The 13727-nt window shown below is 66.7% G+C and carries 11 protein-coding genes and 1 pseudogene; 7 read left to right on the top strand and 5 right to left on the bottom strand.

Going from position 1 to position 13727, the window contains the following annotated elements:
• Nucleotides 1-10 precede the first annotated feature (10 nt).
• The 4 genes from AC1PPK_RS17055 (at nucleotide 11) to AC1PPK_RS17040 (ending at nucleotide 5598) form a co-directional block, all read left to right on the top strand.
• Nucleotides 11-802 carry an enoyl-CoA hydratase/isomerase family protein gene (locus AC1PPK_RS17055; protein WP_481114203.1) on the top strand — a complete coding sequence of 264 codons (792 nt, stop codon included), beginning with the start codon at nucleotides 11-13 and terminating at the stop codon, nucleotides 800-802.
• Between the two features lie 13 nt (nucleotides 803-815).
• The gene (locus AC1PPK_RS17050; protein WP_481114202.1) at nucleotides 816-2831 is read left to right on the top strand and encodes an acetyl/propionyl/methylcrotonyl-CoA carboxylase subunit alpha; all 2016 of its coding nucleotides are present in this window, start codon (nucleotides 816-818) and stop codon (nucleotides 2829-2831) included.
• Nucleotides 2832-2981: 150 nt separating this feature from the next.
• The gene (locus AC1PPK_RS17045) at nucleotides 2982-4670 is read left to right on the top strand and encodes an AMP-binding protein (RefSeq protein ID WP_481114201.1); all 1689 of its coding nucleotides are present in this window, start codon (nucleotides 2982-2984) and stop codon (nucleotides 4668-4670) included.
• A 16-nt stretch (nucleotides 4671-4686) separates the two neighbouring features.
• On the top strand, nucleotides 4687-5598 hold the full coding sequence (locus AC1PPK_RS17040) for a hydroxymethylglutaryl-CoA lyase (protein ID WP_481114200.1): 912 nt from the start codon (nucleotides 4687-4689) through the stop codon (nucleotides 5596-5598).
• Nucleotides 5599-5633: 35 nt separating this feature from the next.
• Here AC1PPK_RS17040 and AC1PPK_RS17035 read toward each other — a convergent pair whose 3' ends face one another.
• Nucleotides 5634-6014: a rhodanese-like domain-containing protein gene (locus AC1PPK_RS17035; RefSeq protein WP_481114199.1), complete on the bottom strand. Its 381-nt coding sequence runs from the start codon at nucleotides 6012-6014 to the stop codon at nucleotides 5634-5636.
• 134 nt (nucleotides 6015-6148) lie between these two features.
• On the opposite strand from AC1PPK_RS17035, the pseudogene AC1PPK_RS17030 reads away from it, so the two are divergent.
• Both AC1PPK_RS17030 and AC1PPK_RS17025 read left to right on the top strand, forming a co-directional pair.
• A pseudogene (locus tag AC1PPK_RS17030) lies at nucleotides 6149-6502 on the top strand (FAD-dependent oxidoreductase); the annotation flags it as partial.
• Between the two features lie 208 nt (nucleotides 6503-6710).
• On the top strand, nucleotides 6711-7112 hold the full coding sequence (locus AC1PPK_RS17025; protein ID WP_481118274.1) for a hypothetical protein: 402 nt from the start codon (nucleotides 6711-6713) through the stop codon (nucleotides 7110-7112).
• On the opposite strand, the gene AC1PPK_RS17020 is transcribed toward AC1PPK_RS17025, so the two are convergent.
• Nucleotides 7084-7686 carry a hypothetical protein gene (locus tag AC1PPK_RS17020; RefSeq protein WP_481114198.1) on the bottom strand — a complete coding sequence of 201 codons (603 nt, stop codon included), beginning with the start codon at nucleotides 7684-7686 and terminating at the stop codon, nucleotides 7084-7086. The two genes, AC1PPK_RS17025 and AC1PPK_RS17020, sit on opposite strands and share 29 nt — an antisense overlap.
• Nucleotides 7687-7863: 177 nt before the next feature.
• On the opposite strand from AC1PPK_RS17020, the gene pal reads away from it, so the two are divergent.
• A complete protein-coding gene (pal, locus tag AC1PPK_RS17015) occupies nucleotides 7864-8391 on the top strand; it encodes a peptidoglycan-associated lipoprotein Pal (protein WP_481114197.1) in 528 nt (175 codons plus the stop codon).
• Between the two features lie 149 nt (nucleotides 8392-8540).
• On the opposite strand, the gene fdhF is transcribed toward pal, so the two are convergent.
• From fdhF to AC1PPK_RS17000, 3 genes are read right to left on the bottom strand one after another with little or no spacing between them, the layout of a single operon-like run.
• Nucleotides 8541-11393 carry a formate dehydrogenase subunit alpha gene (gene fdhF, locus AC1PPK_RS17010; protein ID WP_481114196.1) on the bottom strand — a complete coding sequence of 951 codons (2853 nt, stop codon included), beginning with the start codon at nucleotides 11391-11393 and terminating at the stop codon, nucleotides 8541-8543.
• A gap of 10 nt (nucleotides 11394-11403) precedes the next feature.
• Nucleotides 11404-12954 carry a formate dehydrogenase beta subunit gene (locus AC1PPK_RS17005; protein ID WP_481114195.1) on the bottom strand — a complete coding sequence of 517 codons (1551 nt, stop codon included), beginning with the start codon at nucleotides 12952-12954 and terminating at the stop codon, nucleotides 11404-11406.
• Complete coding sequence (locus AC1PPK_RS17000; RefSeq protein ID WP_481114194.1) at nucleotides 12951-13445, bottom strand: formate dehydrogenase subunit gamma; 495 nt, start codon at nucleotides 13443-13445, stop codon at nucleotides 12951-12953. Before AC1PPK_RS17000 ends, AC1PPK_RS17005 begins: the two co-directional genes overlap by 4 nt.
• Nucleotides 13446-13727 lie beyond the last annotated feature (282 nt).

Raw genomic sequence — 13727 nt, 5'->3', positions numbered from 1 at the left:
GGGGAGCCGCATGTACGAGACGCTGGAAATCCTCCGCGACGGCCCTGTCGCGACGATCTGGATGAATCGCTCGGAGGTGCACAACGCCTTCAACGAGCAGCTCATCTTTGAGCTCACCGCCGCTTGCCAGGCCCTCGACGCGGACGGCAGCGTGCGCGTGGTGGTACTCGCCGGGCGCGGCAAGAGCTTCTCGGCGGGGGCCGACCTCAACTGGATGAAGCGCGCCGGCGCGGCGACCGTCGACGAGAACCTCGCCGACGCCCGCAAGCTGGCCGGCATGCTGCGAGTGCTGGCCGAGCTGCGCAAACCCACACTGGCCCGCGTGCATGGCGCGGCCCTCGGCGGCGGCATGGGGCTGGCGGCGGCCTGCGACATCTGCGTGGCCGGCGAGGGCGCGGTGTTCGCCACGTCCGAAGTGAAGTTCGGGATCATCCCGTCGGCCATCAGCCCCTATGTGCTCCGCGCCATCGGCGCGCGTCAGGCCTATCGCTATTTCCAGAGCGCCGAGCGCATCTCTGCGACACGGGCTTATGAATTGGGCCTCGCCCACGAGGCGGTGCCGACCGATGGGCTGGATGCCAAGGTCAGCGAGATCGTCACCGCGCTGCTGCAGGGCGGCCCGCTGTCCCAGGGCGCCGCCAAGGAGTTGATCCGCGCGGTGGCCGACAAGCCTGTCGATGACGAACTGGTCGAAGACACCGCCCGCCGCATCGCCAGCCTGCGCGCCACGCCCGAAGCCCGCGAAGGCCTCGCCGCCTTTTTGGAAAAGCGGCCGGCGGCGTGGATCGCGGACACACAATAAGAAGGGAGACAGCATGTTCAACAAGATCCTCATCGCCAACAGAGGAGAAATCGCCTGCCGCGTCATCAAGACGGCGCGGCGGCTCGGCATCAAGACGGTGGCGGTGTATTCCGAGGCGGATGCCGGCGCGCGCCATGTGCGCCTGGCCGACGAGGCGGTGCTGATCGGGCCGGCAGCGGCGCGGGAGAGCTACCTGGTGATCGAGCGGATCATCGAGGCGGCGAAGCAGACCGGCGCCCAGGCGATCCATCCGGGCTACGGTTTCCTGTCGGAGAACGAGGACTTCTGCCATGCCTGCGAGCAGGCCGGCATCGTCTTCATCGGGCCGCCGGTGTCGGCCATCCGTGCAATGGGTTCCAAGTCGGAAGCCAAGAAGCTGATGGAAAAGGCTCAGGTGCCGCTGACCCCCGGCTACCACGGCGACCACCAGGAGCCGGGTTTCCTCAACGTGCAGGCGGACGCCATCGGCTACCCGGTGCTGATCAAGGCGGCGGCCGGCGGCGGCGGCAAGGGCATGCGGCTGGTGGAGCGCAGCGAGGACTTCCTCGACGCGCTGGCGTCTTGCAAGCGCGAGGCGGCGTCCAGTTTCGGCAGCGACCATGTGCTGGTCGAGAAATACCTGACCCGGCCGCGCCACATCGAGATCCAGGTTTTTGGCGACACCCTCGGCAATTACGTCTACCTGTTCGAGCGGGATTGTTCCGTGCAGCGCCGCCACCAGAAGGTGCTCGAAGAAGCGCCGGCGCCGGGCATGCCCCCGGAGCGCCGCGCCGCGATGGGTAAGGCCGCCGTGGATGCGGCGCGGGCGGTCGGCTACGTGGGCGCCGGCACGGTGGAATTCATCGCGAGTGAGAATTTCGTGAAGGACGGCACCTTCTACTTCATGGAGATGAACACCCGCCTGCAGGTGGAGCATCCGGTGACCGAGATGATCACCGGCCTCGATCTGGTCGAATGGCAGCTCCGCGTGGCGTCCGGCGAGCCGCTGCCGCTGGCCCAGGAGCAGCTGGCGATCAACGGCCACGCGCTGGAGGCGCGCATCTACGCGGAAGATCCGGCCAAGGGCTTCCTGCCCTCCACCGGCAAGCTGCTGCATCTGGCGCCGCCGGAGGAGGGCATGCATGTGCGAGTGGATACCGGCGTGGAGGAGGGGGACGAGATCTCGCCCTTCTACGATCCGATGATCGCCAAGCTGATCGTCTGGGATGTGAACCGCGACCGGGCCCTGGCGCGCATGCTGCAGGCGCTGGCCGAGTACCGCGTGGTCGGCGTCGCCAACAACATCGAGTTCCTGTCCCGCCTGACGGCCTGCCCGGCCTTCGCCAACGCGGATCTGGACACCGGCCTGATCGAGCGAGAGAAGGATTACCTCTTCCCGGACCAGCAGCAGCCTACCCGCGAAGCCTGGCTGGCCGTGGCGCTGGCCGAGTTGCTGCGCGAACGGCAGCGCGCCGCGGCGATGGCGGCGCGGCACCCGGAACCGGCCTCGCCGTGGCACCAGCGTGACGGCTGGCGCATGAACGCGTCGGCGGCACGCAATCTGGTGTTCCGTTTTGGCGAGGTGCAGAAGACCCTGCGCGTGGCGGCCCATGGCGACCGCTTCGACGTGACGCTGGACGAGGCGACCAGCACGGTGAGCGGCAGCCTCAACCCACGCGGCCTGCTGCGGGCCGAGTTCGACGGCCTGCGTACCACCGCGACGGTGGTGGTGGCCGGCGAGCGGCGTCATGTCTTCGGGCACGGCCACGCCTGGCAGTTCGCCGCGGTGGACCCGCTGCATCACAGCGGCGAGGGTGGCGGCGCGGAAGGCGGCTTGCTTGCGCCAATGCCCGGCAAGGTCATCGCGCTGCTGGCCGAAGCCGGCGCCACGGTGGCCAAGGGCGCGCCGCTGCTGATCCTCGAGGCGATGAAGATGGAGCACACCATCACCGCGCCGTCCGCCGGCCTCGTCAAGGCTTTCCACTTTGCCGTCGGCGACCAGGTGGGCGACGGCGCCGAGCTGGTGGAGTTCGAGGCGGCTGCCGAGTAAGGCAATCCGGCGCGGGGCGACGTCGTTCGCCCCCGCCCGCTGGGTGTCATTCCCTGGGGCGCGTTCCTGCGCCCCTAACGGTTTCAATCCGCCAGCCCGCACAGACGGGAGCGGACCGCAGCAATCCACAACCAAGATGTGAGGAGACCCATGAACGCGCTGAGCTACGTCCACGGAGCATCGAACAAACCCCTGATCGGCCAGACGATTGGCCACCATTTCGACGCCGCCTGCGCACAGCACGCGGAGCGGGAGGCGCTGGTGGTGCGCCACCAGAACGTGCGCCTCAGTTATGCGGCGCTGCGCCTCAAGGTCGATGCGCTGGCCTGCGGCCTGCGCCGCCTGGGCCTGCAGCCAGGCGAGCGGATCGGAATCTGGTCCCAGAACAACATGGAATGGGCCCTGACCCAGTTCGCCACCGCCAAGGCCGGCCTGGTGCTGGTGAACATCAACCCGGCCTACCGGCGCAGCGAGCTGGAATACGCGCTGAACAAGGTCGGCTGCCGCGCGCTGATCCTGTCGCCGTCCTTCAAGAGCAGCGACTACCTGGAGATGCTGGCCGACCTGGCGCCAGAGCTGGGCCATTGCGAACCGGGCCTGCTGCGCGCCCACAAGCTGCCCAGCCTGGAGATCGTCATCCGCCTGGGCTCCGGGCACACGCCGGGCATGCTCGACTTCGACAGCCTGTGCACACCGCCGAGCCGCGACGAACTGGCGGAGCTGGAAGAACTCGGCGAGCGCCTGCAGTTCGACGACCCGATCAACATCCAGTTCACATCCGGGACGACCGGCAATCCGAAGGGCGCCACGCTGTCCCACCACAACATCCTCAACAACGGCTATTTCGTCGGCGAGGCGATCCGCCTGCAGCCGGGCGACCGGGTGTGCATTCCGGTGCCTCTGTACCACTGCTTCGGCATGGTGATGGGCAACCTGGGCTGTCTGACCCACGGCGCGACGATGGTCTATCCGTCCGAGGCCTTCGAGCCGCTGGCGGTGTTGCAGACGCTGGCGGAGGAGAAATGCACCGCCAGCTACGGTGTGCCGACGATGTTCATCGCCCAGCTCGACCACCCGGAGTTTGCGGGCTTCGACCTGTCCAGCTTGCGCACCGGCATCATGGCTGGCAGCCCGTGCCCCATCGAGGTGATGAAGCGGGTCATCGACAAGATGCACATGAGCCAGGTGACCATCGCCTACGGCATGACCGAAACCTCGCCGGTCAGCTTCCAGAGCGCCACCGACGACAGCATCGAGCGGCGCGTGTCTACCGTCGGCCGAGTGCAGCCCCATTGCGAGGTGAAGATCGTCGACAGCGACGGCCGCATCGTGCCGCGCGGCACGCCCGGCGAACTGTGCACCCGCGGCTACTCGGTGATGCTCGGTTACTGGGGCGACGAGGTGAAGAGCGCGGAGGCCATCGACAAGGCCGGCTGGATGCACACCGGCGACATCGCGACGCTGGACGAGGAGGGCTTCTGCAACATCGTCGGGCGCAGCAAGGACATGGTGATCCGCGGCGGCGAGAACATCTATCCGCGCGAGATCGAGGAGTTCCTGTACCGCCACCCGAAGGTGCTGGACGTGCAGGTGGTCGGCGTGCCGGACAAGAAGTACGGCGAGGAGCTGTGCGCGTGGATCATCGTGCGGGAAGGCGAGCGCCTGACGGAAGATGAGGTGCGCGCCTTCTGCCAGGGGCAGATCGCCCATTACAAGATTCCGCGCTACATCTGCTTCGTGGACAGTTTTCCGATGACGGTGACCGGAAAGATCCAGAAATTCCAGATCCGCGAGAAAATGAAGCAGACCCTCGGCCTCGATGAGGCCGCGACAGCCTGATGGAAGAAAGGAAACCATGAACCTGCCCCAGCGCGTACGCATCGTCGAAGTCGGCCCCCGCGACGGCCTGCAGAACGAGAAGAAGCTTGTCAGTACCGACACCAAGGTCGAGCTGATCGCCCGCCTTGGCGCGGCCGGCCTGAAGGCCATCGAGGCGACCGCCTTCGTGTCGCCCAAGTGGGTGCCGCAGATGGGCGACAACGCCGAAGTGATGGCGCGCATCGTGCGCCTGCCCGGCGTCGATTACCCGGTGCTGACGCCCAACCTGAAGGGCTTCGAGGCAGCGCTGGCGGCAGGGGTGAAGGAGGTCGCGGTGTTCGCCGCGGCGTCCGAATCCTTCAGCCGCAAGAACATCAACTGTTCGGTTGCCGAGTCGCTGGAGCGCTTCGTGCCGGTGCTGGAGGCGGCCCGCGCCGCTGAAGTGCGGGTGCGCGGCTACGTGTCCTGCGTGCTGGGTTGCCCCTACGAGGGTGAAGTCGCACCGGAGGCGGTGGCCGACGTGGCGGCGCGGCTCTATGAAATGGGCTGCTACGAAGTCAGCCTCGGCGACACCATCGGCACCGGCACGCCGGGCAAGACGCGGCGCATGCTCGACGCGGTGGCCCGGCGGGTACCGGTGGACAAGCTGGCCGGCCACTACCACGACACCTATGGGCAGTCGCTGGCCAACATCTACGCGTCGCTGGAGGCCGGCGTGGCGACCTTTGACACCTCGATTGCCGGCCTTGGCGGCTGCCCGTACGCGGTCGGCGCGTCCGGCAACGTGGCGACCGAGGATGTGGTGTACATGCTCGACGGCCTGGGCATCGAGACCGGCATCCAGCTGGATGCGCTGGTGGATACCGCCTGGTGGATCTGCGGCGAGATCGGCCGGACCTGCGGTTCGAAGGTCTCGCTGGCCCGGCGCGGCTGCTCGGCGGCCAGCTGAAGAAAGCGGCCCGGATGGCTGGGCTGCTGCATCGTTTATTCGAAGTCCGGCAATTGGGGACGCGCGACCGGATAACCGGCGGCGGCCCAGGAATCGAAGCCTCCTGCGAGCGACTCGACCTTCAGGTAGCCCATGTCGAGCAGCGTGGCGGCGGCCAGTGCAGCGCGTCCGCCGGTCTTGCAGTACAGCATGATCTGCAGGTCGCGGGCGGTGAGCTCCGGCGCTGCGCTCATGCGGAATTCCAGCATGCCGCGCGGAATGTTGATGGCGCCGGGGATGTGGCCGGCGGCATATTCTTCGGGCTCGCGCACATCCAGCAGGATGTTGGCGTCGCGGATGGCGGCGTCGGCCTTGCTCATCTCGATTTCCGTGATCCGCTGCTTGGCGGCGGCGACCAGGTCGTGGGCTGATTTCATGGTTTCCTCGCAAAGGTCTACGTGACTGGCGTTCGCGCCTGAAGTGCGTGAACGTGGTTTTCGCTTTAGGTTTGGGTTTAATATTAGAAAATACTAATATTTGAATTATAACCCATCCATAAAGGAGGAGACACATGGCCAGGATCGTTGTCGTCGGTGCGGGCATCGGTGGTGTACCCGCGGCTTATGAACTGAAAGCCCGGCTGGGCAAGGGGCATGAAGTGACGCTCGTCAACGCGGGCGATTACTTCCAGTTCGTTCCTTCCAACCCGTGGGTCGCGGTGGGCACACGCACGCGGGACGCAATCACCGTGCCGCTGCGTCCGCATCTGGAGAAGAAGGGCATCGCGTTCGTCGCGCAGGCTGTCACCGCCGTACAGCCCGAGAAGAACACGCTGCAACTCGTCGATGGCAGCACGCTCGAATACGACTACCTCGTGCTGACGACCGGCCCCCGGCTGGCCTTCGAGGAAGTGCCCGGCGCCGGGCCGACGGACGGGCATACGCACTCGATCTGCACGACCGACCACGCCGAGCGAGCCCATGCGGCTTACCAGGACTTCCTGCACAACCCCGGCCCGGTGATCGTCGGCGCGATGCCCGGCGCCAGCTGCTTCGGCCCGGCCTACGAGTTCGCCTTCATCCTCGAATCAGCGCAGCCGGGGGTACCGCAACATCTTCGCGGCGGGCGTGTGCGTGGCCATTCCGCCGGTGGAGGTGACCCCAGTGGCAACCGGTGCGCCGAAGACCGGCTACATGATCGAGACGATGGTCACCGCCATCGTGGACAACATCGCCGCCGACCTGGAAGGGAAGGAGGCGAAGGCCAAGGGCACGTGGAACGCGATCTGCCTTGCGGACATGGGCGACAGTGGCGCGGCCTTCGTCGCCTTGCCGCAGTTGCCGCCGCGCAACGTCAACTGGTTCCGCAAGGGCAAGTGGGTCCATCTGGCCAAGGTCGCCTTCGAAAAGTACTTCCTGCACAAGGTGAAGGCGGGTACATCCGAGCCGATCTACGAGAAGTACATCCTCAAGGCGTTGGGTATCCTGCGGCTGGAGGGCAAGCCTCTCAACGGGGAGAAATCCGAAGTTCGATGATGCGTCCGGTCCGTGTCAGACCGGCGAGAAAATCCGGGCCGGTGAAGGTCTGATGATCCTTGACCAGGGCGCGGATCTGACGGACGGGAAAACCTTCATTGGCCAGTACGCTTCGCAGGCGACGAACCCGCAAGCCAAGCGTGACAGGGTTGTAGCGGGTGGCCGGAAAATCGCCGAAGCCGGCGATACGGATCTGGGCCGCCGGTATGGCCTGCAGCAGGCTGACGATTTCCACCAGCAGGGCCGTGAATTCCGGCGAGAGCTCCCGTCCATCGTCGAGGAAGGCGCTCCGGGTGTCCAGGAACAAGTCGATGCTGTCGGGGCTCTCGCTGCTACGGATCTGGATGTTCAGGGCGCGTGCACGCTCTTCGAGCGTAGCCACGATGTTCGACCAACCGGAATGCCGTAATTGTGGATGAGGTTTGTCTATGCTTTCCGGCGGCACCGATACGACATCGTCTGGCGTTGCTGCAATGGCCTGGCAGCCGATCAGGCTGGCGATAGCAAGAAGGGACAACAACCAGAGACGCAGGACGGGCGAGACTGTCAGGCTCATGAAGGAATTGTCGGGCAATCATGGACGGGGCGCCGATCTTGCCGCATCTATTGAATATGGTCCATATCGTGCGTAAAAGCATCACTTTTGCTGCGGCTGATCCCTATAAGTGCGTGCCCCAACTTGCGCAAGCACCGCGGCCTCACTATATTCAGCGACCTTGAAACCCACCTACCCCAGAGGAGCCCGTAGTTCATGAAAAAGTCCGCCCTGTTGACCGTGCTGTGTGCCGCCGTGCTGGCCGCCTGCTCGTCGAACGCGCCGAAGACCGCCGCTACCACCGAGCAACCGGTTGAGGCGCCCAAGGCCGCGACCGCTCCGATCCCCGCCGCCGGCATGTCCGCTGCAGAACTCGAAGCCCGCAAGATCGCCGAAGAGCGTGCCGCGCTGGCCAAGCAGAGCGTTTACTTCGCCTTCGACAAGTTCAACGTCGAAGCCAAGTACGCCGACGTGCTCAAGAACCAGGCTGCGTTCACCAACGCCCACGCCAGCGACGCGATCAGCATCGAAGGCAACGCCGACGAACGCGGTAGCCGCGAGTACAACCTGGCCCTCGGCCAGAAGCGTGCCGAAGCCGTGCGCAAGGCGCTAGTCACGATGGGCGTGTCCGACTCCCGCCTGGAAGCCGTCAGCTTCGGTTCCGAGAAGCCCCGTGCCGACTGTCACGAAGAGAAGTGCTACGCCGAGAACCGTCGCGTGGACTTCAACCACAAGGACAAGTAATTCGCGTCCTGCCGCTTCAGTCCTGAACTGAACCGGCCGGACAGCGTGTTCCGGCCGGTGGCGTGGCGAGGCCCGCTGAACTCTCCCCAAGAGGGAAGGATTCAGCGGGCCTCGTGTTTTTTGGGGCAGGAAAAACGCCGCCCCGTGCGTCAGCTGGTGGTGGAGGTGGCGCCGCGCAGCAGTTCGAGCTGCTCATCGCGGCGGCGGGCGAAGCGCTGCTGCCAGTCGGACGGCTGCGTGCACAGGCTGACCTGGACGGCAGTGACCTTGTATTCCGGGCAGTTGGTGGCCCAGTCCGAGTTGTCGGTGGTGATCACGTTGGCGCCGGATTCGGGGAAGTGGAAGGTGGTGTAGACCACGCCCGGCTGCATGCGCTCGGTGATGGTCGCGCGCAACACCGTCTCACCGGCCCGGCTGGCGATGCCGACCCAGTCGCCGTCGCGGATGCCCCGGTCTTCCGCGTCCACCGGATGGATCTCCAGCCGGTCCTCGTCGTGCCAGGCCACGTTGGCGGTGCGGCGGGTCTGGGCGCCCACGTTGTACTGGCTGAGGATGCGGCCGGTGGTGAGGATCAGCGGGAAGCGCCGGGTGACCTTCTCGGTGGTCGGCACGAAGGCGGTCAGCATGAAGCGCCCCTTGCCGCGGACGAAGCCACCGACGTGCATGGTCGGCGTGCCGTCGGGCGCAGCCTCGTTGCACGGCCACTGGATGCTGCCCTTTTGCTCCAGCAGTTCATAACTGACGCCGTGGAAGCTGGGCGTCAGGCGGGCGATCTCGTCCATGATCTCCGACGGCTGGGCGTAGTGCATCGGGTAGCCCAACGCGGCGGACAGCGCCAGCGTGGTTTCCCAATCTGCCTTGCCGGCCAGCGGTGGCATCACTTTGCGCACGCGGGAGATGCGCCGCTCGGCATTGGTGAAGGTGCCGTCCTTCTCGAGGAAGCTGGAGCCGGGCAGGAAGACGTGCGCCCACTTGGCGGTTTCATTGAGGAACAGATCCTGCACCACCACGCACTCCATCTGCGCCATGGCGGCTTCCACGTGCTGGGTGTTGGGGTCGGACTGCACGATGTCCTCGCCCTGGATGTACATGCCCTTGAAGCTGCCATCCAGCGCCGCGTTGAACATGTTGGGAATGCGCAGGCCAGGCTCCGGATCGATGCGCACCTGCCAGGCGTCCTCGAAGAGGGCGCGGGTGGTGGCGTCCGACACATGGCGGTAGCCGGGCAGCTCGTGGGGGAAGGAGCCCATGTCGCAGCTGCCCTGCACGTTGTTCTGGCCGCGCAGCGGATTGACGCCGACACCGGGCCTGCCGACGTTGCCGGTGGCCATGGCCAGGTTGGCGATGCCCATCACGGTGGTCGAGCCCTGGCTGTGCTCGGTGACGCCGAGGCCGTAGTAGATCGCCCCATTGCCGGCCTGGGCATACAGGCGGGCGGCGGCACGGATGTCCGCGGCCGGCACGCCGGTGACGGGCTCGGCCGCTTCCGGGGAGTTCTCCGCCAGGGACACGAACTCACGCCAGGCTTCGAAGGCTTCCTGTTCGCAGCGCTCGGCCACGTAGGCGTCGTCCACCAGGCCTTCGGTGACGATGGTGTGGGCCAACGCATTGACCATCGCCACGTTGGTGCCGGGGCGCAGCTTGAGGTGATGGACGGCGGCCACGTGGGGCGCGCGCACCAGGTCGATGGCGCGTGGATCGACGACGATCAGCTGTGCGCCCTGGCGGATGCGTTTCTTGAGCAGGGAGCCGAACACCGGGTGGCCGTCGGTGGGGTTGGCGCCGATCACCATCACCACGTCGGCCTTCAGTACCGACGCGAAATCCTGAGTGCCGGCGGACTCGCCCAGGGTTTGCTTGAGGCCGTAGCCGGTCGGCGAGTGGCAGACGCGGGCGCAGGTGTCCACGTTGTTGTTACCGAAGGCGGTACGCACCAGCTTCTGCACCAGGTAGGTCTCTTCGTTGGTACAGCGGCTGGAAGTGATGCCGCCCACCGCGCCGCGGCCGTACTTGGCCTGGATGCGTTTGAACTCGCCGGCGGCGTAGGCCAGCGCCTCGTCCCAGCTGACCTTCTGCCAGGGTGCGTCGATGCTCGGCCGGATCATCGGCGTGGTAATGCGGTCGGCGTGGGTGGCGTAGCCCCAGGCGAAGCGGCCCTTCACACAGGCGTGGCCCTGGTTGGCGCCGCCGTCCTTGGCCGGGACCATGCGCACTACCTGGTTGCCCTTGACCTCGGCCTTGAAGGAGCAGCCGACGCCGCAATAGGCGCAGGTGGTGGTGACGCTGCGCTCGGCTTGGCCGAGCTGGATTACCGATTTCTCCATCAGCGTGGCGGTCGGGCAGGCATTCACGCAGGCACCGCAGGACACGCATTCGGAGTCCATGAAGGCCTGGTCCTGGCCCGGCGACACGCGGGAGTCGAAGCCCCGACCGGAGATCGTCAGCGCGAAGGTCCCCTGGGTTTCCTCGCAGGCCCGTACGCAGCGGTTGCAGACGATGCACTTGGCCGGGTCGTAGCTGAAGTAGGGGTTGGACTCGTCCTTGCAGGGTTCGCTGAAGTGGTTCTCGCCCTTGAAGCCATAGCGCACCTCGCGCAGGCCGACGACGCCGGCCATGTCCTGCAGCTCGCAGTTGCCGTTGGCGGAGCAGGTCAGGCAGTCGAGCGGGTGGTCGGAGATATACAGCTCCATCACGTTACGGCGCAGCTCGGCCAGTTTGGGGGTCTGGGTGCGCACGACCATGCCGGCTTCCACCGGCGTCGTGCACGAGGCCGGGAAGCCCTTGCGGCCTTCCACCTCCACCAGGCACAGGCGGCAGGAGCCGAAGGGTTCCAGGCTGTCGGTGGCGCACAGCTTGGGGATCGAACAGCCGGACTGGCCGGCGGCGCGCATGATGCTGGTGCCGGCGGGCACGCAGACTGGCTGGCCGTCGATGAGCAGGCTGACCGGGGTGTCGGATTCGCGGGCCGGGGTGCCGAAATCGGTGTCGCGGGGCAGGGACATGGGACGTTCCTTATTCGGCAGTGACCGGCGCGATGCCGAAATCCTGCGGGAAATGGGTGAGGGCGGATTTGACGGGGTAGGGGGCCATGCCACCCAGCGCGCACAGGGAGCCGTTCAGCATGGTGTCGCACAGGCTGTCGAGGAGGGCCAGGTTGGCGTCCCGCGCCTCGCCGGCGATGATGCGGTCGATGACCTCCACGCCGCGCGTCGAGCCGATGCGGCACGGCGTGCATTTCCCGCAGGATTCGGTTGCGCAGAACTCCATCGCGTAGCGCGCCAGCCTGGCCATGTCGGCTGTGTCGTCGAAGGCGACCAGCCCGCCGTGGCCGATCATCGCGCCCATCGCCGCATAGGTCTCGTAGTCGAGGGGGGCATCGAATTGTGACTCCGGTACGTAGGCGCCCAGCGGGCCGCCGACCTGCACGGCGCGGATGGGCCGGCCGCTGGCGGAACCGCCGCCGTAGTCGAGCAGCAGCTCGCGCAGGGTGATACCGAAAGCCTTCTCCACCAGGCCGGGGTGGCGCAGGTTGCCGGCCAGCTGAAAGGGCAGCGTGCCGTGGGAGCGGCCCATGCCGTAGTCCCGGTAGAAGGCGGCACCGCGGGCGAGGATCAGCGGTACCGCGGCGAGGCTCATCACGTTGTTGATCACCGTCGGCTTGCCGAACAGGCCCTGGATGGCCGGCAGCGGCGGCTTGAAGCGCACGATGCCGCGCTTGCCCTCCAGGCTCTCGAGCATCGCGGTTTCTTCGCCGCACACGTAGGCGCCGGCGCCGAGGCGGACTTCAAGCTCGAAGCTGCGGCCCGAGCCGGCCACGTCGTTGCCCAGCCAGCCCGCTTCGCGGGCTTTGGCGATGGCCTGCTGCAGGGCGTGGAAGGCGTGGGGGTATTCGGAGCGCAGGTAGATGTAGCCGTGCCGCGCGCCCACCGCCAGGCCGGCGATGGTCATGCCCTCGATGAGGCAGTAGGGGTCGCCTTCCATCAGCATGCGGTCGGAGAAGGTGCCGGAGTCGCCTTCGTCGGCGTTGCACACCACGTATTTGTCCGGCCCGGCGGCGTGCAGCACGGTGTTCCACTTGATGCCGGTCGGGAAGGCCGCGCCACCGCGCCCGCGCAGGCCGGAGTCGGTGACTTCCTTGACGATGGCGGCACCGTCCAGGCCGACCGCCTTCAGCAGGCCCTCGAAGCCACCGTGGGCTTCGTAGTCGGCAAGGGACAGCGGATCGGTGATGCCGACACGGCGGAAGGTCAGGCGCTCCTGGCCGGCCAGGAAGGGAATGTGCTCGGTCAGGCCGTGGCCCAGGCGATGCATGCCGCCTTCGTGGAAACCGGCGTCGAACAGGGCCGGTACGTCCTCCGCCGTCACCGGGCCGAAGGCCAGGCGACCGGCGTGGGCGTCCACCTCGACGAGGGGCTCCAGCCAGTACATGCCACGGGAGCCGTTGCGCACGAGTTCGATGTCGATGCCGCGGGCGGCGGCTTCTGCGGCGATGGCCTGGGCCACGTCCTCGGCACCGACCGACTGCGCGCCGGAATCGATGGGAACGAAGATGCGGATGCTCATGCCGGCACCTCCTCGCGCAGCCCCTCGACGACGCGGTCGAAGCGGGCACAGCTGACCCGGCCGAGGATCTCGTCACCGATGCGGATGGCTGGCGAACAGGCGCAGTTGCCGAGGCAGTAGACCGGTTCGAGGCTGATGGCGCCGTCCGGCGTGGTCTGGTGCCAGTCGATGCCGAGGCTGCGCTTCGCGTGCTCTTCCAGCGCCACGCCACCTTTGGCCTGGCAGGACTCGGCACGGCACACCTGGACCACGTGGCGTCCGGGCGGCGTCGTGCGGAAGTGGTGATAGAAGCTGATGACGCCGTGGATCTCGGCGCGGCTCTGGTTGAGTGCGGTGGCGATGACGGGGATCGCCTCGGGCGGTACCCAGCCGAGGGCGTCCTGTATCGCGTGCAGCATCGGCAACAGGGCGCCGGGCCGGGTGCGATGGGTTTCCACCGCGGCATGGATCGCTGCGAGGCGGTGGTCGGACGGGGCGGGTGTCGCGGACATGGCATTCCTCAAGGTGCGAAACGGCGGGGCGCCGGATTCGATTTGCAGGGAATGGTAGCCGGGCTGGCCGTGGAGCGACATCGAGAAAAGTCGAACGCTTGTTCGACGTCGCCGAAGGGCCATGCGCAACCAAAGCCGCGACCGTCACAAGAATATAACTAAAGATATACATACTCCGGCGCTCCCGCAGATCGTTTCTTTCTGTTTCGCGGTGCCGGCCGTTCGGTTCCGGGTGCGATGGAAGGGGCGACGCGGCTTTGTCCATTCCTATTGATACCAAGC

Source organism: Zoogloea sp. JDB1, from assembly GCF_056724025.1.
The sequence above is the reverse complement of the archived record's forward strand: the minus strand, read 5'-3'. Positions and strand labels throughout refer to the sequence as shown.

Bases quoted from the DNA above. Each gene is read 5' to 3' on its own strand.
- AC1PPK_RS17055 (WP_481114203.1), top strand. From the start codon at position 11: ATGTACGAGACGCTGGAAATCCTCCGCGACGGCCCTGTCGCGACGATC.
- AC1PPK_RS17050 (WP_481114202.1), top strand. From the start codon at position 816: ATGTTCAACAAGATCCTCATCGCCAACAGAGGAGAAATCGCCTGCCGC.
- AC1PPK_RS17045 (WP_481114201.1), top strand. From the start codon at position 2,982: ATGAACGCGCTGAGCTACGTCCACGGAGCATCGAACAAACCCCTGATC.
- AC1PPK_RS17040 (WP_481114200.1), top strand. From the start codon at position 4,687: ATGAACCTGCCCCAGCGCGTACGCATCGTCGAAGTCGGCCCCCGCGAC.
- AC1PPK_RS17035 (WP_481114199.1), bottom strand. From the start codon at position 6,014: ATGAAATCAGCCCACGACCTGGTCGCCGCCGCCAAGCAGCGGATCACG.
- pal (WP_481114197.1), top strand. From the start codon at position 7,864: ATGAAAAAGTCCGCCCTGTTGACCGTGCTGTGTGCCGCCGTGCTGGCC.
- fdhF (WP_481114196.1), bottom strand. From the start codon at position 11,393: ATGTCCCTGCCCCGCGACACCGATTTCGGCACCCCGGCCCGCGAATCC.
- AC1PPK_RS17005 (WP_481114195.1), bottom strand. From the start codon at position 12,954: ATGAGCATCCGCATCTTCGTTCCCATCGATTCCGGCGCGCAGTCGGTC.
- AC1PPK_RS17000 (WP_481114194.1), bottom strand. From the start codon at position 13,445: ATGTCCGCGACACCCGCCCCGTCCGACCACCGCCTCGCAGCGATCCAT.